This is a genomic window from Paenibacillus sp. HWE-109 (genome assembly GCF_022163125.1).
Taxonomy (GTDB): Bacteria; Bacillota; Bacilli; order Paenibacillales; family NBRC-103111; genus Paenibacillus_E.
Genome location: NZ_CP091881.1, coordinates 456,927 through 474,893, shown reverse-complemented (window position 1 = coordinate 474,893; position 17,967 = coordinate 456,927). Strand labels below are relative to the sequence as shown.

Sequence of the window (17,967 nt, the reverse complement as noted above, 5' to 3'; positions counted from 1 at the left end):
CTCTTCCGTGTTCTTAAGCTTTGGCAGCAGGCTGCTTAAGCGCTGTGCGAATGGACAGCTGCTCCAGCTGTTTGTCTTCTACCGTACTTGGGGCATCCATCAACAAGTCTGTTGCATTCGCTGTTTTCGGGAATGCGATCGTTTCACGCAAGTTGGTGCGGCCTGTAATCAGCATAACCAAACGGTCAAAACCAAAAGCAAAACCACCATGCGGAGGCGTGCCATATTCAAAAGCTTCCAGCAAGTATCCAAATTGCTTCGTAGCTTCTTCTTTGGAGAATCCGAGTGCCGTGAACATTTTCTCTTGCACATCGCGTTGGTAAATCCGCATCGAGCCCCCGCCCACTTCGTAGCCGTTGAGCACAAGGTCGTAAGCTTGCGCACGAATTTGACCTGGGTCTGTATCGAAGAAATGAATATCTTCTTCACGTGGACGTGTGAACGGATGGTGTTCCGCTACATAGCGTTTCGCTTCTTCGTCATAGCCCAGAAGTGGGAAGTCTACAACCCACGCATATTTGAATTTGGAGTCATCAATCAGACCGAGTTGACGTCCGATTTTCAAACGAAGGTTACCGAGAACATCAGCCACAACTTTCTTCTTGTCAGCAGAGAACAGAAGCAAGTCTCCTTCTTCTACCCCAAGACGCTCTGTTAACGCAGCAATTTCGGCTTCATTGAAGAATTTCACGATTGGCCCTTTGAATTCGCCGTCTTTCACTTGAATCCAAGCCAGACCTTTGGCACCATAACGTGCAGCAAATGGCAGCAGGTCATCAATTTCCTTACGGCTCCAAGTTCCGCAGCCTTTGGCATTCAATGCTTTTACTTGGCCGCCGCCTTTAACTACATTCGCGAATACTTGAACGCCGGAAGTCTCAACGATATCCGATACATCTTCAAGCTCCAAGCCAAAACGCAGATCCGGTTTATCAGAACCATATTTCGCCATCGCATCAGCATACGTAATACGTTGGAATGGACGCGGGATTTCCACTTGCGCTGTTTCTTTCATAAGCTTCACGACAAGCTCTTCCAAAAGCTCAAAAAGCTGATCCTGGGACAGGAAGGATGTCTCAATGTCGACTTGGGTGAATTCAGGTTGACGATCTGCGCGAAGATCCTCATCACGGAAACAACGTGCGATTTGGTAATAGCGCTCTAGTCCGCTTACCATCAACAACTGCTTGAAAATTTGTGGAGATTGCGGCAGCGCGAAAAATTCGCCTGGATGCACGCGGCTTGGCACCAAATAATCACGAGCGCCTTCCGGTGAGCTTTTTGTCAAAATTGGTGTTTCCACATCGATGAAGCCTTGAGCATCCAAGAAGTTGCGGAAAATGTTGGAAGCTTTGGAGCGCAGCATCAACGTTTTTTGCATTTCCGGACGACGCAGATCCAGATAACGATATTTCAAGCGAACCGCTTCATCCACATCAACGCCGTCTTCAATGAAGAACGGAGGCGTTTTGGCTGCATTCATGATTTCAATCTCGGTAACTTGAATTTCAATTTCACCTGTTGGGATATTTTTGTTCACAGTCTCCGCGTCACGTTCAACGACTTTACCTTTGATCGCAAGCACGTACTCATTGCGCGCGCGGTCAGCAATCGCAAGAGCATCCCCTGAGAAATCAGGGTTAAATACGGTTTGAACAAGCCCGCTGCGGTCGCGTAAATCAATGAACAGTACGCCGCCTAAGTCACGTCTTCTTTGTACCCACCCGTTTAATGTTACTGTTTGTCCTACCTGATCTTTCGTAAGCTGCCCGCAATGATGTGTTTTTAGCATCATGATTGTTTCCTCCTAATATAGGGATCTTTGAGCCAGAGCTCAAAGTCTCTCTTTTGTAAATTCTTTGATCATCTATTGGAATAGTGTCTTAGCTGCGTTCGAACCAATATCCACTAAACTAACCGTTAATTGAGCGCCTGTATCCATTTTCTTCAGCGTAATTTCGCCGCGCGCTAACTCGTCATCTCCAAGGATGGCCACGTAGGTTGCTTGAAACCGGTCAGCCGATTTCATTTGCGCCTTCATTTTGCGCCCTTGGTAGTCCTTCTCAGCTTTGATTCCTTGTACTCTCAACTGGTGCAGCAGCTTCGTAACTTCCTTCTCAGCCGCTTCCCCTAAACCAATCAAGTAGACGTCGAGCGGGTCCGGCTTCGGAATTTCTACACCTTGCGCCTGTAGAACGAGCAGTATACGCTCGAGCCCCAGACCTAAGCCAACGCCCGGTTGATCGTTGCCATGGCCGCCGATTTGCTCAACCAAGCCATTGTAGCGTCCGCCTCCGCCAATCGTATCAATGGCACCAATACCAGCTGCTTTGTACTCAAAAGCGGTATGCGTGTAATAATCCAGACCACGAACAAGTCGAGGATTAACGCGGAATGGAATCTCCATAGCCGTCAAATGCTCTTTCACTTGATCGAAGTGCGTGCGGCATTCTTCGTCCAGAAATTCCAGAATATCGGGAGCGCCTTCGCCAAATTTCTGATCGATTTTACAATCCAGCAGACGCATCGGGTTGCGTTCATAGCGAATTTGACAATCTTTGCACATCTGATCCTTCACTGGGGCAAAAAACGCCTGCAACTGCTCGCGGTAAGCCGCGCGGACAGCTGGCGTGCCGACCGAGTTAATTTCCACGGTTACTTCCTTCAGACCGATTTCTTTGTAGAAGGTGTAGCCCAGCGCTATGACTTCAGCATCGATACTAGGATCAACGGAACCAAACGCTTCGATACCGAATTGGTGGAACTGGCGGTATCGACCTGCTTGCGGCTGTTCGTAGCGGAACATAGGTCCCACATAATACAGTTTGGTAAGATCAGGTATTCCGTAAAGCTTATTTTCCACATACGCTCTAACAACCCCGGCCGTGCCCTCGGGACGAAGCGTCATGCTGCGGTTCCCCTTGTCGAGGAAGGTGTACATTTCTTTGCCAACGATATCCGTGGTTTCTCCGACACCTCTGATAAACAGTTCAGTCTCTTCGAAGATCGGGGAACGAATTTCTTTGTAATTAAAACGCTGGCACAACTCTCTTGCCTTGTTTTCCAGATACTGCCACTTCTCCACCTCGCCGGGAAGAAGATCTTGTGTGCCTTTTGGCTTTTGGATGCTCATATGGTCAACCTCCCTTTATCTCATGCAAATAGCAAAAAATCCCCCATCCCCGACAAACGTCAGGGACGAGAGATTTGATTAACAAATTCACCCGTGGTACCACCCACATTCAGAACGGCAAGATAGCTAGGCCATCCCACACACATTCTGCTCTTGACGGTTAACGCCCGCTACACGCACAACAGCTACTACGTTAGTCGACAAATGTCGATGCACGGTTCCCAGTTGGTCCTCAGGGAGGTCTTTTGGCTCGCTCATCATTAGGAAGCTTCCACCCTAGGCTTCCTTCTCTGACAATGTGGGGGCGAATTACTTTGTCCCTTCAATGGATCACAAAAGTATCGAATTACAATATTGTTTATTGTAAACATTGGCAGAAGTAAAGTCAAGAGACATACGTCTATTTACAAAACGACTACACTATATTAGTTAATGAGAGTCCGCCCACTTTTGCAACTCATCCATAACTGGTTTGAGCCCTTTGCCTTTGGGTGTCAACTCATATTCAATCCGAACCGGCGTTTCGGGGTATACGTGACGAATAATGATCTCAGCAGCCTCAAGCTCCTTGAATCTCTCCGAAAGCATGCGATCACTCATGCTTGGAATGAGAACAGATATATCTTTAAAACGCTTAGGTCCTGATAACAAGACATGCACGATAAGCCCTGTCCATCGCTTACCCAGAAGTTCAAACGCATTTTCGAATTTCGGGCATAGTTGATAGTCTTCCATATAAATCATCTCCTCAGAGTTTTCTTACGAAAACTTGCATCATAAGCTTATGATTAACAATTTTAACATAGTCGCTTGACAAAAGTAAGTGCTTCGTAATAATATACTAACATAAAGTAAGTTGTTAAACAAAATATATTTATAGAGGAGTTGTTAGTAATGGCTTTAGGTCTTCTTATTATTCGTTTGGTCATAGGGTTAACATTCGCGGCGCACGGTACACAGAAATTATTTGGATGGTTCGGGGGCTATGGTCCAAAAGGAACGGGTGGCTTCTTTGATTCCATCGGTATTAAGCCAGGGGTCTTGATGGCTGTACTTGCAGGTCTGGCGGAGCTTGGCGGAGGCCTTCTCTTCGCCGCAGGCCTTTGGACATGGTTAGGAGCTGCGCTCATTGCACTGACTATGCTCATGGCAATTCTTAAAGTGCACGGTAAAAATGGTTTCTGGGTTACTTCCAACGGAATCGAGTACAATTTAGTATTGCTTGCAATCGCTGTTGGCGTTGCCCTCATCGGTGCTGGCGATTATTCTTTCGATGCTTTAATGTAAAATAGATAAGAAAAGTCGATTCTGCGGCTAGTTCTGTAACCATTTTAGCTGCTGAACGCCAAACGCGCGTGAACCTGGTGAGGGAGTCACTCTCCAACACTACATTCGTGGTAAGCTTCACTTACCCTAAACTTAATAAAGGAGTTAAGCGGCTTGTACGCTTAGCTCCTTTTTTGCATCCATGGGTGTTTTATACGCCGCTCTGCAGCTTTTGTGCACTGCTCTCTGAAAGATATCCATTGCAACCATTTGCACTTGAACAGTTCCTCTGTTTCATTCGGTTTGTAACTAGCTACTTTAAGGTATAGGAGCCTGCCTGCAAAGGTACGAGCAGCAACGACATATCAGGTGAGTTCAGGTTGAATTTCAGCGTTAATGCAGCTTTTGAAGCCACTTCGAGAGCTGTAACGTCGAAAAACAGCGTTAACAGGCAAGACCGAGCACCAAAAACGACACATCAGGTGAGTTAAGGTTGAATTTCAGCGTTACTGCAGCGTTTGAAGCCACATCGAGAGCTGTAACGTCGAAAAACAGCGTTAACAGGCAAGGCTGAGCACCAAAAACGACACATCAGGTGAGTTAAGGTTGAATTTCAGCGTTAATGCAGCGTTTGAAGCCACAACGAGAGCTGTAACGTCGAAAAACAGCGTTAACAGGCAAGACTGAGCACCACCAAGCCGCCTCTCCGTTAACTTGGCAATCTAATGAACAGTAGGGTGCTTATTGACGAGAAAATGGGCTTCATTGGCAACCTAATGAACTGGATTAGCCTTACTCAGCAGCCTACAAGTGAAATGGTGTGCATTTGCATCCAATAACGCTTCGAGAATTCGTTAGATTTTCAAAATGAACCATTTTGATCATATAAAGGTTAATGAGTTCGTAAGAGGGCGACCTTCAAAATCCAAGTCCACTTCGGTTATTAGCCCGGCACCTTTGACGTGTCCACAAAAGAAAATAGCCTGCAGCACAATGGCTGCAGGCCTCAAGTTACATTATATTTTAAAGGGGGTCATCTATAAGTATAGCCCTGGTTCATTAAAACGAGATGAAAATTAAATTACAATTTCATTACAGCATATTAAAATATTTTCATCCACCTGTCCTCGTATATTCGGATAAATTCCACATATACATGTACAACAAGGCAGATGGCCTTGAATTTATCTTCAGGAGGCTGTAACAATGACAAAACAAAACGAGTTTCAAGATGATCGGCAAGACCTAGTGGTGCTCTTCTCTGAAGAATCTGAAACCGAAGCAGAAGTAGAAGATGATGCAGCTGAAGAAACAGCCGAGGATGAGGCCACTGAAGAGTCGGATGATGCCGTAGAAGCGGAAGAAGAGGAAGAAGCCGCTGAAGAGGAAGAAGTAGAAGCTGAGGAAGAGGCTGAAGCGGAAGAAGCTGAAGCGGAAGAAGCTGCGGATGAGGAAGCATCTGCCGAAGCAGAAGAGGATGCTGCAGAAGCTGACTGATATATGTAAGCGTACACACTTTATTCTCATCCTGACTCAAACTTAGAGCCTTACCGCCACATCCATTGCGGCAGTAAGGCTCTTGTTTTATTTATGGCTTCCCGGTCAAACCTGTCTTCACATCTCGAATGATCAAATAGGTATCTCCATTGGTTAGCTTTGTCTTGTCCGCAATCAGCTTCAAAGTTGCCTCGGTCAGCAGCTTGTTCTCGACCAACTTCGCTTGCGCTTCATTCTGGGAAGCTGTAATTCCAAGCGCTTGGGTGATCGTATAACTGGCTTGCTCCAAAGTTAATGATACTTTATCAGCGTTATCAAGCTTGTCGATCGCCTTCGCAACATCCCCTTTGAAAGCATCCGGTTTCATCTTCTTCGCACCGCTCACAAGGTTCACCATCCGCTTAGGATTCGCGGCATCGTCTAGACGGAAGTTGTTGGTGTATGCGCCAGAGGCTAGCCCCAACATTAGAGCAGACTTTAGCCCCTCGTAGGCTTTGTGCTCCATAAAAGGCTGCGGCTTGAGCGTCATCGGCGGTAATTCCATCCCTTGCTTCGTTAACTGTGCTTGCAGCTTTGCGATGGTTTCTTTGGATGCGGAGAGCTGACGGAACGTCATCTTCTCCTGCTTCGCCAGCATTGCAGCAGCACCTGCTGCTTCGCCTTCAGCCATCCCCGTAGGCATTACTCTCGCGCTTCCGTGCGGCAACGTATCGTAGCTGGCCGCTCGACCTACAACAAGCAGTCCATCCACTTTCTGCGGCACAATGCTGCGGAACGGAATTGCATACTGCTTCGGTTTGCAAACGACATTGCCGGAGTCTGTAGGCGAAACCCTTTGAATATCGACAGCATAAGAGCCGAATCCAATACGGTCCCACTGATCATTGTTCGTACAAACATCAACAATACTCAAGCGGTATTCACCCTGCATATGGCGTGTTTCCCTCACATAGAGCTCTGGCGCCGAACCATCGAGCTCGATAGTTGCAAATTCGGGGAACGTCTTTTTCATATAAGCGACAATATTAGGCAATTCCTTTTTTCCGATATCAAAAGCTTCTTGAACGGATTTGGGATCAAAGGTGTCTACGCCAAAAATTTGCAGGGCATTAATAAGGACAGTATTATCATTCTGCCTGCCCATATTAAATCCTCTCATCTTGGCTCTTTCTTTGTTAAGCGCCGGATAGCTGCTCATTTCACCATAACCAAAAACACTTACTTCGTTGACACCTGTATCCGGACTATCATCATTGTTCAATCTTTTGGCCATCATATTCCAAACGTCCTGCGTTACATTTTTGAGACGGAAGGCGAGCGTAACAGCCATTTTGGAATTAGGATCCCCAATATCTTCATGCCCGATTGTAAAAGGAACACCTGCCGCTGCGGCAAAATCTCCATCCTGTGTAGCATCGATCACAGAGGCAGCTTTGACCATCTGCGTATCACCGTTTTGAAGCGTAATTTTGGCCCCTTGAACTAAGGTCTTATTATCATTAATGAGCGGCTCAATGGATTTGGTTTTAAGTAAAAGATCAATGTTTTTTTCGTTTTTGACCAAGTCATAGAACGCATTCGCGGCTGTATTCACATCAAAGGAATCACCTTCGATTTTGGCATACCATTCCGAGAAGAAGCCCTTGTTAAATACATCGTCTTTCCCTAATAGAGTTTTGCCTGGAGAATAGTTCATATCGAGGGAGTTAATCCATCCCAAGGTCATAAGCCCGCCTAGAATCTCGCGGTTGCGCCCGTCAACGAGCAAGGTTGTCATTCCGTTGCGAGCCGCTGAAACAGCCGCTGCGACCCCCTCCGGATCTGTTCCCACGACAATAACATCGTAAGCCTCTTTTACTTTTTTAACCGATTTGACTTCTTCAATGCCTTGTTTGCTAACTTTATGCTCAGTTTCCGCCAGGTGTTTGTATTGATAATACAAGGATGAAGCTGCTGCTGCCACCGCGAGTAAAATCAAGATTCCCATCAACCAAACCCAGCCCTTGGATGAGGACGTATTACGATTCGAATTTGCCATTAAAACAAAAGCACCCGCCTTGTCTCCTGCTCTATGCTTACCTGAATGAATCGCAGGATAAGCCTATTTGCGCAGTTGTTTGATTTGTTGCCTGAACATCACTTGTTAGTTTACCACAACTTGGAGGTCTAGAGAAATTCTGCAGATGCACAAATAAAGCCTCACCATGCGTTTTTGAGCGCATGCGAGGCTTTATGGTTACCGATAGGATTTCTTGGGAATGCTTTTCATCTTCTCTTGATCAGACGTGAATTCACTGCTTATTTCCACATCAGCAAGCGCTGGCGCTTGGCTCATACGCTCAGCAAGGCTAGTGTGGAAGATCTGCTGCTCTGGTGCGGTCATGGCTTTGTGTTTGATCGATTGTCGCATCCGGATGCTCCTAACTGCATGAATATACCTATTCAGTATAACCAGTCAGTTAAAGCCTTATCCTTTGGCATCCTGTCCAAGATAAGCCTATTTACTGTCAATTACAAGAGTCACAGGTCCCCAATTGGTCAAAGAAACATCCATCATTTCACCAAATGCGCCCGTCTCCACGTGCAACCCTTGAGCTCTAAGCAGGTCATTGAACTTGTCGTATAAAGGCTCCGCTTGCTCTGGCCGCGCCGCTGCCATGAAATTAGGACGCTTCCCTTTGCGGCAATCCCCATACAAGGTAAACTGCGAAACCGACAAAATTTGGCCATCGGTCTCTAGGACAGAAAGATTCATTTTGCCAGTTTCATCTTCAAAAATACGCAGTCCGGCGATTTTCTCCGCTAAATATTTGGCATCCTGCTCCGTATCTTCGTGGGTGACGCCTACAAGCAGCATGAGTCCCTCATCGATACGGCCAATAGATCTATTATTAACTGTAACCTCGGCGCGCTTGCAGCGCTGCACAACAACTCTCATCGCTTCACCAAAACTCCTTACCCTTACAGCATCAATCCGCTAGCTCTGCATGATTCGCTGTACGGAATAAACATCTTTGACCCGTTTGATTTTCTCGACGACTGACTGCAAATGGTCGATATTTTTGATCAAAATCGTCATATGAACCGTCGCCATCTTATTTTTATCCGAACGTCCGGAAACGGCTGAAATCATCGTCTTGCTTTCGGAGACAGCTTGCAGTACTTCATTCAAGAAAGCGCGGCGATCATGCCCCGTGATCTCAATCTCCACGTTGAAGTTGGATTCCACGGCTTCCGCCCAGTCCACTTCAATGACGCGCTCTTCTTCTCCCATGCTGGAAGGAATGTTCGTGCAATCCGAGCGGTGAACAGACACCCCACGACCGCGCGTGATATAACCGATAATCAAATCGCCAGGCACCGGATTACAGCAGCGGGCAAAACGAACCAGCAAGTTATCGACGCCTTTGACGCGCACGCCGTTCGTCGGCCGGCCTTTCCGCTCATTTTCCTTGGATTTGACTTCCTTAACCTCGCTGGTCAGCTGCAGCACTTGTGCTTCCTCAGCTTCTCTCCGCAGCTTCTCGGTTAGTTTCGTACAGATTTGGGCCGCTGTAATACCGCCAAACCCAACAGCAGACAACATATCTTCGATATCATTGAAGTTGAATTTCTTGGCTGCTTCGAGCATTTTATCATCGCTCATCAGCGTCGGAGGATCGATCGCCAACCTTTTGAGTTCGCGTTCAATCATATCCTTGCCTTTTTCAACGTTTTCTTCGCGTTTCTCTTTCTTGAACCACTGCTTGATTTTGCTGCGCGCATGAGAGGACTGCGCAATCTTCACCCAATCCTGACTAGGTCCGTAGGAATGCTTGGACGTCAGAATTTCGATAATATCCCCCGTTTTGAGTTTGTGATCAAGCGGAACAATCCGCGAATTGACCTTGGCGCCAATCGTGCGATTGCCGACTTCCGTATGAATGCGGTAAGCAAAATCCAGGGGTACGGAACCAGCAGGAAGCTCGATCACTTCACCTTTTGGCGTAAATACGAAAACAAGGTCAGAGAAGAAATCCATTTTCATGGATTCCATGAATTCGGAGGCATCGTTCGTTTCATGCTGCAGCTCCAGAATTTCACGGAACCAGCTCATTTTATCTTCAAATGTGCCGGAAGGGACGACTGTGCCTCCCTCTTTGTAAGCCCAATGAGCAGCGATTCCGAACTCTGAGGTTCTGTGCATCTCCCAAGTCCGAATCTGAACCTCCAAGGGCTCTCCCTTAGGCCCAATGACAGTCGTATGCAGGGATTGGTACATATTCGGCTTAGGCATCGCGATATAGTCCTTGAAACGCCCTGGCATCGGCTTCCACAACGTATGAATAATGCCCAAAGAAGCGTAGCAATCTTTGATTCCATCGACTATGACGCGCAGCGCCATGAGATCATAAATCTCATTGAACTGCTTGCCGCGGGAACTCATTTTTTTGTAAATACTGTACAAATGTTTGGGTCTTCCAGAAATATCTCCTTGAATACCCATCTCATCCAATTTCTCTTTGATGCTGTGAATAACATCCTCAATATACTGCTCGCGCTCGGTCCGCTTCTTCTGCATAAGATTCACGATTCGGTAGTATTGCTGCGGATTCAAATAACGGAGGGCAATGTCCTCCATCTCCCACTTGATCGTGGAAATACCAAGGCGATGCGCAATCGGACAGAAGATTTCCAAGGTTTCTTCCGCGATGCGCCGTTGGCTTTCTTCCGACTGGTACTTCAATGTGCGCATATTATGCAAGCGGTCAGCCAGTTTAATCAGAATAACCCGAATGTCCTGCGCCATCGCGACGAACATTTTGCGATAATTCTCGTTCTGCTGCTCTTCCTTGGACTTGAATTTAATCCGTTCCAACTTCGTCAAGCCATCAACAAGCATTGCGCACGTTTTCCCAAACTTATCTAAAACAGTTTCCAGTGAAACTGTTGTATCTTCAACGACATCATGCAGAAGTGCCGCAATGATGGATGTCACATCCATCTGCATATTCACCAATATATCTGCAACAGCGAGTGGATGCAGAATATAGGGCTCCCCCGATTTGCGAACTTGGCCATGATGGGCTTCATCCGCGAATTCATAGGCCTCCCGAATCCTCTGCAAATCATTCTCTTTCAGATAGGTGGCGGCCTTCTCTAGAAGCTGCTCTATACCCATGCATCTACCCATTCCCTTTAATCGATTTTTATCCATTATGCCTGCAAGGCAGGCTCCGCGTCAACTATTCGCCCCTACACTTTCGACAAATTGCATCATTTTATCGCAAACCTTTGGATGATTTCTCAAATTGTTAGGAAAACACCCCACGATTGCCTGGGCAATCATGAGGTGTTTCGGTGTCATTAATATTGAACTAGGGATACCACATCGATGCCGTCAAACTTGCTTCTTCCGTCCAGGTAGCTGAGCTCAATCAAGAATGCGGCCCCGACAATATCGCCGCCCAACTGTTTAATCAAATCGATGGAAGTTTGAATCGTCCCGCCTGTGGCCAGCAAATCATCAGCGATCAGGACCTTTTGACCTGGTTTAATCGCATCTTTATGCATCGCCAATTTATCTTTGCCGTATTCCAGCGCATAATCCGCTTCGATCGTTTCACCAGGCAGCTTGCCGCTCTTGCGAATCGGAATAAAACCAACTCCAAGGGAGTAAGCAAGCGGAGCGCCAATCACGAAACCGCGGGCTTCAGGGCCGGCAATTACATCGATTTGCTTCTCTTTGATCAATTCTTTCAACTGGTCAATAGCTTCTTTGTACACAGGACCATTTTGGAGCAACGTTGTAATGTCCTTGAACCGAATGCCTGGTTGTGGAAAGTCCGGGATTACGCGAATATATTCTTTGAAATTCATATGATTTCCTCCAATAAGTGATGTTCTTTTTGTAATTGTTCAGCGATCCATTGTTCAAGCTCTTTGGCTGAGGAATACATAACAATGGACTCCACTTCCTGACGATGCAATCTATGTTGATACAAGCGGGATGCTGTAAGATCTTTTTTGGCTGGTGACGCCTGCAATCTAACATGAGGACCTTGCCGGTCAACAAAACCCAACTCTTCAAAAACCGATAAAATGAATTGAATCATTGCAGGTGAAAGTCCGGAACGTTTGCTAAATGAGGTCATGATACGCACATCTTGCACGTTCAGTGAACCGTCCTTTTGCAAAGTGCCATAAAGCATTTTGAACATCTCGCGAGACGGCAGCGTACTGCCGCTATCAGGTCCCAGTTCCGCAAAAACTGGGTAGCAGCGCATCATTCCGCTCGCTTGTTGAAGCACGCTTTGCAAGCTGGCGATGCTTCTTGGAATCGTATAAAGAATAATGTCCTGCATATGGGCAAAATCATTAAGTCTCGCTGCTTCGTTCCCCGGTCGAACTTGCTCGTCATCTTGAACAACCCAGTAAGGCACGTCGTCGCCTAACTGAAAAGCTGTTGATGTGAATCTGTTCACATCCGCCTCATCGAACAGGACAACGGCTGGCGTCTTCACGCTTTTCTGGTTGCTGGAAGCCAAATTATTCTCAAGCACTTGCAGCTTTGCGCTCAGCTGTCCGGCTCCGCGCCAATCAAAAAGCTGCATATGCGTGATCCGCAAATCCTGCATCACAATTTGCGGCTTGCGTACGCCATTCCATTCATTGATGGAGAGTTCACCCAGCACATCAACTTTGGCAGCTGGCGCCATCAAAGTCGCGAGATTGCCTTTGCCGAAGCCCACGGCTTCTACTGCGCAGCTGACTTCCTCTTTGGCCTGCGACAGCGCGAGCTTCAAGTGCTGCTTCTCTTTGCCCATTGTGCGAATCTCACCTAACAGCAAATCCGCAAACATAAATTTCGGTGCTGGATTCCCCATACCGAAGGGCGCAAGCTTCTCTAACTGCTCAATGCTGGCTATCGGCACATCTGGCAAGCTGCATACGGCATCTGCTTTGAACAGCGGAATATAATCCTGTTCCGTTAGCGTAGCTGCGGCCAGCTCATTGAGCTTCTGCGTGAAAGCATCGAGATGAATCTGATTTAAGCTCATGCCCGCTGCGGCCTGATGGCCGCCATAGTGATCCAGCCATTCGTCACAAGCTGTCAAAGCTTTGTGCAGGTCGAACCCGGCAATTGAACGGGCAGAGCCTTTGGCTATCCCCGTTGCAGGATCAAGACTGAGTACCAGGGTCGGCCGATAAAATTTCTCCACAATTTTGGAAGCGACAATACCGACTACACCCACGTTCCACTCTTCCTTGACAACCACGATGACTTTATCCAACCCTTTGGCCATCTGTTGTTCGGCAAGCACGAAAGCTTCCTTCACCATCTCTTCAACGATAAGTTGACGTTCTTTATTCAGCGCATCCAGTTCATAAGCAATCTGCTCGGCTTCTTGGTCATCGGTCGTTGTCAGCAGCTTAACCGCAATATCAGCGGCTTCCAATCGACCGCTTGCATTAATTCTCGGTGCCAACGAGAAACCAATATGGGACGCGGTGACTTCCTTGTTATCAATGCCGGATACCCCGATCAGAGCCCGAAACCCCGAATACGCCGAATCCTGCATACGCTGCAAACCTTGCTTCACAATCAGCCTGTTTTCCCCCGTCAGAGGCATCAAGTCTGCCACTGTACCCAGTGCGGCAAATTCGAGCAGCTCCTCTGGCAAACGCTCCAGAAGGGCGTGCGCCAACTTCAAGGCAACACCGACCCCTGCAAGATGTTTATACGGATACGGGCAGCCAGGCTTCTTCGGATTGATGACGGCTAGAGCTTGCGGCAGCTCATCTGGCGGCTCATGGTGATCAGTTACAATCACATCTAGACCGAGCTCCTGGCAATACGCGATTTCTTGCACGGCGCTTATGCCAGTATCAACGGTGATCAATAAATCGACGCCTTGTTCCTTCGCTAAATCGATGGCACCTCGATTCAGGCCATAGCCTTCTCGAATGCGATGAGGGATATACGTGTCAAAGCGGGCGCCCAAACCTTTTAACAAATGAGCCATTAAGGAAGTACTGCTTACACCATCCGCATCATAGTCCCCATATACACGAATAAATTCCTCATTCTTAATCGCTAAACGAATACGTTCCACTGCGGGAAGCATCCCATCTAACAGATACGGGTCAAGATAATACTGGACTCCACCATGCATATATTGTTCGGCATCCGGCACCGTGCGTATATCTCGCAAAACAAGCAATCTGGCGACAAGCGGGTCAACCTGCAGCTCACGCACAAACGTTTCTACGAGCATTTCATCCGCATTTCCTATGCTCCATCTTGCCTTAGGTGCTAGCACTTGGTGTGTCCTCCTTCTTTTTTAATGAACTACAGACGGAAACTCACTATGCTCTGTATCCACATTATGTTTATAGGGAAAGCCAGCATCATAGGGGGCCACATGGACAAGTACATCTGAAACATGTTGGTACCGTTTCATAAGCAGCTGCTTGACCTTTTTGGAAAGCTCATGCCCCTCCCATACGGATGCTCTTGGATTTACACTAATTTTAATATCAATGATAACATAGTGGCCCTGCTCGCGTGCTTTCAAGTCGTCAACCGTTATAATTCCCTTTATGGCCTGCACGGCTGCAATGAAATCTGCCGCATCTTCTTGCTGCCACGCCTCATTAGGAGGAGTATGTATCGCATCTTTCACAAACAGATACCCTTTGCGAATGACCAATATGGATATCACCAGCCCTGCTAATGGATCCAAGTAATAAAGAAATGAAAGACCTGCATACTGACCGAGCAAAGCCCCGGTTACACCAATCAAAGCCACAAGAGTAGAGTATATCTCGGAACGGCGCCCTCTTGCATTGGCAATTAATTCCTCATCTTTTAAACGCTTGCCCAGCCTGTAAGTATATTGAAAAAAGAGTTCTTTCGCCAGGAGAGCAACACCGACAGCAGCCAGCGCATAAACTTCCGGAGCCTGATCGCCCCCAGTCCATAGCGACTTCACGGATGAGAATCCCATCTCAACGCCTAAGAGCAAGATGACCAGGGAGAGCAGAATGGTCGAGATGGATATCCTCTTATTGGATTTGCGAGAACTCCGTATGGCTTCCGATGTTGAATGTGCTGCGTCAGCAAGCAGTGCAGTGCTCTGCGCCATTAAGCCGACGATCCCCTTGAGGAGCGCCAGTCCTACATTCCCTGCAATTCCGAGCCCCACTATGAGTTCGGTCCTTTGAAAACGCTCGTCAGTCACCTTGACACTCCCCCTGAACGGATACAAAGGCCGCGCAACATACACGCGGCCGGTTTATTATGGTTATTACGCTGCAGCTTTCTTTTTAGAACTACGCAAGGATTTTCTTTTCAACAAGTACCAAAGCGAACAAGCGATGAAGATGGAGGAGTAAGCTCCGCTTGTCAACCCGATTAACTTCGCCAAAGCGAAAAGCTTAATGGATTCACTACCGAAAATGTATAAACATCCTGCTGCAATCAAGACAACGAGAACCGTGTTGATATTCCGTGCCATCGTTTGCCAGATACTATCATTCACCAGTGCAACCAAGTCTTCGTCCGTTTTGAGCTTAGAAAATCTTAAATTCTCACGGATACGGTCAAAGATAACGATTTTATCATTGATCGAATAACCAATCGTGGTCAAGACTGCCGCCAGAAACGGCAAGTTCACTTCAAATCTGAAAATCGCGAACATCGCGATAACCATGAAAGCATCATGAAGGATAGCGATAATCGCCGCTATGGCAAAGCGCCATTCGAAACGAATGCTTACATACAGACAAATTAGTACGCTTGAAATGGCAACCGCATATACGGCTTTAAGCAGCAATTCTTTTGCCAGTTGTGGATCAACGGTATTAATTTCTTTGGAAACTTCCGTGCTATAGGCCGTTGCAAATGCCTTCTGAATCTTATTTACTACATCGTCCGTCAACACATCGTCGAACCGAATTGAAACGCGGTCACTATTGTTGCCGCCAATCGTTGGATCAGCAAATTTGGAGTTTACATCACCGCTTGTAGTCAGTGTATGCAAGATTTCTTCCACTTTTGCTTTGTCCAACTGTTTGCCAACCACGAGGTCAATATTCGTACCTGCTTTGAAATCTACACCGAAATTCATACCGGAGAACAGCATCACAGCTAAGCCGATGATGAGAAGGGCTAGTGAGACGATAAAGAATTTATTGCGGTTTTTGACAAAATCAAACCTTTGTTTAGAGCCCACGAATGTCTGCCTCCTTCACACCAAAATAACTTGGCTTCTTCAGCAAGTTGCCTCGTATGATAAGATGCAGCAGCCATCTGGAGAACAGAACGTTCGTTAAGATACTGATAATAATACTCATCATCGTAATAACCGCGAATCCGCGGATTGCACCGTTCCCTACATAATACAGGACAATACCGGCAATTAAGTTGGTTACGTTAGCATCCATAATCGTACGGAACGAATGCTTGGTTCCTGCTTTTAAAGAGGAAAGAATGCTTTTGCCCGCGCGAATTTCCTCACGGATTCTTTCGTATGTAATGATGTTCGCATCAACTGCCATACCCGCTCCTAACACAAGGGCAGCAATACCTGGCAAGGTCAGCGTCGCATTCATAAAGTCGAAAATAGCGAGAAGCACCCATACGTAGGTAATGAGTGTAAATGCTGCTACTAGACCAGGAACGCGGTAGTAAATCACCATGAATAAGAAGATTAAGATCGAAGCAATCAGACCTGCTCTTGCTGTTTCATGCAGGGAAGCTTTACCTAACGTTGCATCTACACGTTGAATATATTTCTCAGTTAACTTCAATGGCATCGCGCCCAAGTTAATCATTTTGGCTACTTTCGTGGCTTCTGCTACATTGGTTTGTGTAATGATCGCAGAGTCGCTGTCAATCGGGAAATTAACGGATGCTGTGGACTGAACAACATCATCTAAGTAAATAGACAGGGTGCTGCCTACCAGCTTAGTTGTAACTTCCTTGAATTTCTCTCTGCTCTTCATTTTGATCTCAACGATCGGCTGTTTCGTGTTCGGATCGTAGCTTAATTTCGCTGCGTTCTCTACGAAATCCGTTCCGTTCATGTAAATCGTTCCATCCGGTCCTCTGAAGGTTAGAACAGAAGGTTTGGACATCAAGGTTCTGACTTCCTCTTCGTTCTCCACACCGGCTAGACGCACACGAATGCGGTCTGATCCTTCCGGATAGACCTCAGGTTCAGCTACACCAAGGGTATCGGCACGTTTGGCCAAGCTTTCTGCCGCTTGCGTAAGCGTTTCCTTCGTCAGAGGTTGTCCAGCCGACAAAGGCTCAGCGGTGTACAAAATTTCAAACCCGCCTTTTAAATCCAATCCAAGCTTGATTCGTTCTACTAGTCTAGGACTTGTTGCCCCAATGGCTCCGAGCACAATTATGACCGTAAGAAAAAAGAACGAAATTCTTTTCCAATCCAGCATCTCTTGCTTGTCTCCCTTCGATACTCAATATGCCTATTATACTCAGGTCTGAAAATCGAGTCAATTTAAGTCGATAACTATCCTTATCATTTCACATTCACAGAAAAATAAGCCCTATTCTTAGAATTGGGCTCCTCTATACATGCTAATCGTCATCCAGTTCATAAACTGAGTCGATTTCAGTGATAAAATGTCATTCACGATTTGATGAAGCGAAGGAACACCGGTCTTCCGATATTTATCACTCACACAATCCCATATATCCTTGCCGCTTACATGATCGTAGCCGAGCAAGATGAATTCCTCCACTTTGCTTAAACATAAGCTCTCAATAATTTCATTGAGTTCTGTGTCAGAAAGACCGTTCTCCTCTTCCTCTTCAACGCTCACCGAAGCGTCTTCTTCTGCTGCCTGTTCGTTCTCTGTATCCTCAGGATGATGAGGGACTTGATCGTTATCTTCTCCGTTCATGGGGAGATCCTCCTAAGGTGTGATTTACCTTCTGCTCTATCTCATTCGCTAGTCATCCATGATTTTCCTGCCTGGCAGGTACCTGTCCCCAAAATGTTAGCATGAGCTTGACCAACACCTGCATATTCATAAGGTATGTCAAGTATCGGAAGAGGGAG

Annotated in this window: 16 protein-coding genes; 2 read left to right on the top strand and 14 right to left on the bottom strand. The window is 46.8% G+C overall.

The genetic code is table 11. The features are described from left to right. Nucleotides 1-13 precede the first annotated feature (13 nt). The 4 genes from aspS to LOZ80_RS02120 all read right to left on the bottom strand — a co-directional run bounded on the left by aspS (nucleotide 14) and on the right by LOZ80_RS02120 (nucleotide 3,868). Nucleotides 14-1,795 carry an aspartate--tRNA ligase gene (gene aspS / locus LOZ80_RS02130; RefSeq protein ID WP_238169879.1) on the bottom strand — a complete coding sequence of 594 codons (1,782 nt, stop codon included), beginning with the start codon at nucleotides 1,793-1,795 and terminating at the stop codon, nucleotides 14-16. A 72-nt stretch (nucleotides 1,796-1,867) separates the two neighbouring features. After that, entirely contained in the window at nucleotides 1,868-3,133 is a 1,266-nt protein-coding gene (hisS, locus tag LOZ80_RS02125) for a histidine--tRNA ligase (protein WP_238169878.1), read from the bottom strand. Nucleotides 3,134-3,259: 126 nt separating this feature from the next. Continuing rightward, complete coding sequence (locus LOZ80_RS39105) at nucleotides 3,260-3,394, bottom strand: hypothetical protein (protein ID WP_283214734.1); 135 nt, start codon at nucleotides 3,392-3,394, stop codon at nucleotides 3,260-3,262. Nucleotides 3,395-3,562: 168 nt separating this feature from the next. After that, nucleotides 3,563-3,868 carry a winged helix-turn-helix transcriptional regulator gene (locus LOZ80_RS02120; protein WP_189013353.1) on the bottom strand — a complete coding sequence of 102 codons (306 nt, stop codon included), beginning with the start codon at nucleotides 3,866-3,868 and terminating at the stop codon, nucleotides 3,563-3,565. Nucleotides 3,869-4,027: 159 nt separating this feature from the next. On the opposite strand from LOZ80_RS02120, the gene LOZ80_RS02115 reads away from it, so the two are divergent. Both LOZ80_RS02115 and LOZ80_RS02110 read left to right on the top strand, forming a co-directional pair. Continuing rightward, nucleotides 4,028-4,420 carry a DoxX family protein gene (locus tag LOZ80_RS02115; RefSeq protein WP_238169877.1) on the top strand — a complete coding sequence of 131 codons (393 nt, stop codon included), beginning with the start codon at nucleotides 4,028-4,030 and terminating at the stop codon, nucleotides 4,418-4,420. Nucleotides 4,421-5,605: 1,185 nt separating this feature from the next. Further along, a complete protein-coding gene (locus LOZ80_RS02110; RefSeq protein WP_238169876.1) occupies nucleotides 5,606-5,896 on the top strand; it encodes a hypothetical protein in 291 nt (96 codons plus the stop codon). 91 nt (nucleotides 5,897-5,987) lie between these two features. Here LOZ80_RS02110 and LOZ80_RS02105 read toward each other — a convergent pair whose 3' ends face one another. The 10 genes from LOZ80_RS02105 to LOZ80_RS02060 form a co-directional block, all read right to left on the bottom strand. Then, nucleotides 5,988-7,934, bottom strand: coding sequence for an FAD-dependent oxidoreductase (locus LOZ80_RS02105; RefSeq protein WP_238169875.1), 1,947 nt, complete (start codon nucleotides 7,932-7,934; stop codon nucleotides 5,988-5,990). A 198-nt stretch (nucleotides 7,935-8,132) separates the two neighbouring features. After that, nucleotides 8,133-8,306, bottom strand: coding sequence for a hypothetical protein (locus LOZ80_RS02100; RefSeq protein WP_238169874.1), 174 nt, complete (start codon nucleotides 8,304-8,306; stop codon nucleotides 8,133-8,135). Nucleotides 8,307-8,393: 87 nt separating this feature from the next. Beyond that, nucleotides 8,394-8,834 carry a D-aminoacyl-tRNA deacylase gene (dtd, locus tag LOZ80_RS02095; RefSeq protein WP_238169873.1) on the bottom strand — a complete coding sequence of 147 codons (441 nt, stop codon included), beginning with the start codon at nucleotides 8,832-8,834 and terminating at the stop codon, nucleotides 8,394-8,396. A 39-nt stretch (nucleotides 8,835-8,873) separates the two neighbouring features. Then, a complete protein-coding gene (locus tag LOZ80_RS02090; protein WP_238169872.1) occupies nucleotides 8,874-11,057 on the bottom strand; it encodes a RelA/SpoT family protein in 2,184 nt (727 codons plus the stop codon). Between the two features lie 185 nt (nucleotides 11,058-11,242). Continuing rightward, nucleotides 11,243-11,755: an adenine phosphoribosyltransferase gene (locus LOZ80_RS02085; RefSeq protein ID WP_238169871.1), complete on the bottom strand. Its 513-nt coding sequence runs from the start codon at nucleotides 11,753-11,755 to the stop codon at nucleotides 11,243-11,245. Continuing rightward, nucleotides 11,752-14,199 carry a single-stranded-DNA-specific exonuclease RecJ gene (gene recJ, locus LOZ80_RS02080; protein ID WP_238169870.1) on the bottom strand — a complete coding sequence of 816 codons (2,448 nt, stop codon included), beginning with the start codon at nucleotides 14,197-14,199 and terminating at the stop codon, nucleotides 11,752-11,754. Before recJ ends, LOZ80_RS02085 begins: the two co-directional genes overlap by 4 nt. 21 nt (nucleotides 14,200-14,220) lie before the next feature. Then, on the bottom strand, nucleotides 14,221-15,120 hold the full coding sequence (locus tag LOZ80_RS02075) for a cation diffusion facilitator family transporter (RefSeq protein ID WP_238169869.1): 900 nt from the start codon (nucleotides 15,118-15,120) through the stop codon (nucleotides 14,221-14,223). Between the two features lie 66 nt (nucleotides 15,121-15,186). Beyond that, entirely contained in the window at nucleotides 15,187-16,113 is a 927-nt protein-coding gene (gene secF / locus LOZ80_RS02070; protein ID WP_238169868.1) for a protein translocase subunit SecF, read from the bottom strand. Continuing rightward, on the bottom strand, nucleotides 16,103-17,335 hold the full coding sequence (secD, locus tag LOZ80_RS02065; protein ID WP_189013541.1) for a protein translocase subunit SecD: 1,233 nt from the start codon (nucleotides 17,333-17,335) through the stop codon (nucleotides 16,103-16,105). The genes secF and secD overlap by 11 nt, the downstream gene beginning before the upstream one ends. A 123-nt stretch (nucleotides 17,336-17,458) precedes the next feature. Next, nucleotides 17,459-17,809, bottom strand: a complete 351-nt coding sequence (locus LOZ80_RS02060) for a post-transcriptional regulator (RefSeq protein ID WP_337950992.1) — start codon at nucleotides 17,807-17,809, stop codon at nucleotides 17,459-17,461. Nucleotides 17,810-17,967 lie beyond the last annotated feature (158 nt).

Excerpts from the sequence above, each read along its gene's own strand:
- LOZ80_RS39105 (WP_283214734.1), bottom strand. The coding sequence starts at position 3,394 with ATGATGAGCGAGCCAAAAGACCTCCCTGAGGACCAACTGGGAACCGTG.
- LOZ80_RS02115 (WP_238169877.1), top strand. The coding sequence starts at position 4,028 with ATGGCTTTAGGTCTTCTTATTATTCGTTTGGTCATAGGGTTAACATTC.
- aspS (WP_238169879.1), bottom strand. The coding sequence starts at position 1,795 with ATGATGCTAAAAACACATCATTGCGGGCAGCTTACGAAAGATCAGGTA.
- LOZ80_RS02100 (WP_238169874.1), bottom strand. The coding sequence starts at position 8,306 with ATGCGACAATCGATCAAACACAAAGCCATGACCGCACCAGAGCAGCAG.
- LOZ80_RS02090 (WP_238169872.1), bottom strand. The coding sequence starts at position 11,057 with ATGGGTATAGAGCAGCTTCTAGAGAAGGCCGCCACCTATCTGAAAGAG.
- LOZ80_RS02110 (WP_238169876.1), top strand. The coding sequence starts at position 5,606 with ATGACAAAACAAAACGAGTTTCAAGATGATCGGCAAGACCTAGTGGTG.
- LOZ80_RS02105 (WP_238169875.1), bottom strand. The coding sequence starts at position 7,934 with ATGGCAAATTCGAATCGTAATACGTCCTCATCCAAGGGCTGGGTTTGG.
- dtd (WP_238169873.1), bottom strand. The coding sequence starts at position 8,834 with ATGAGAGTTGTTGTGCAGCGCTGCAAGCGCGCCGAGGTTACAGTTAAT.
- LOZ80_RS02060 (WP_337950992.1), bottom strand. The coding sequence starts at position 17,809 with ATGAACGGAGAAGATAACGATCAAGTCCCTCATCATCCTGAGGATACA.
- LOZ80_RS02085 (WP_238169871.1), bottom strand. The coding sequence starts at position 11,755 with ATGAATTTCAAAGAATATATTCGCGTAATCCCGGACTTTCCACAACCA.
- LOZ80_RS02120 (WP_189013353.1), bottom strand. The coding sequence starts at position 3,868 with ATGGAAGACTATCAACTATGCCCGAAATTCGAAAATGCGTTTGAACTT.
- hisS (WP_238169878.1), bottom strand. The coding sequence starts at position 3,133 with ATGAGCATCCAAAAGCCAAAAGGCACACAAGATCTTCTTCCCGGCGAG.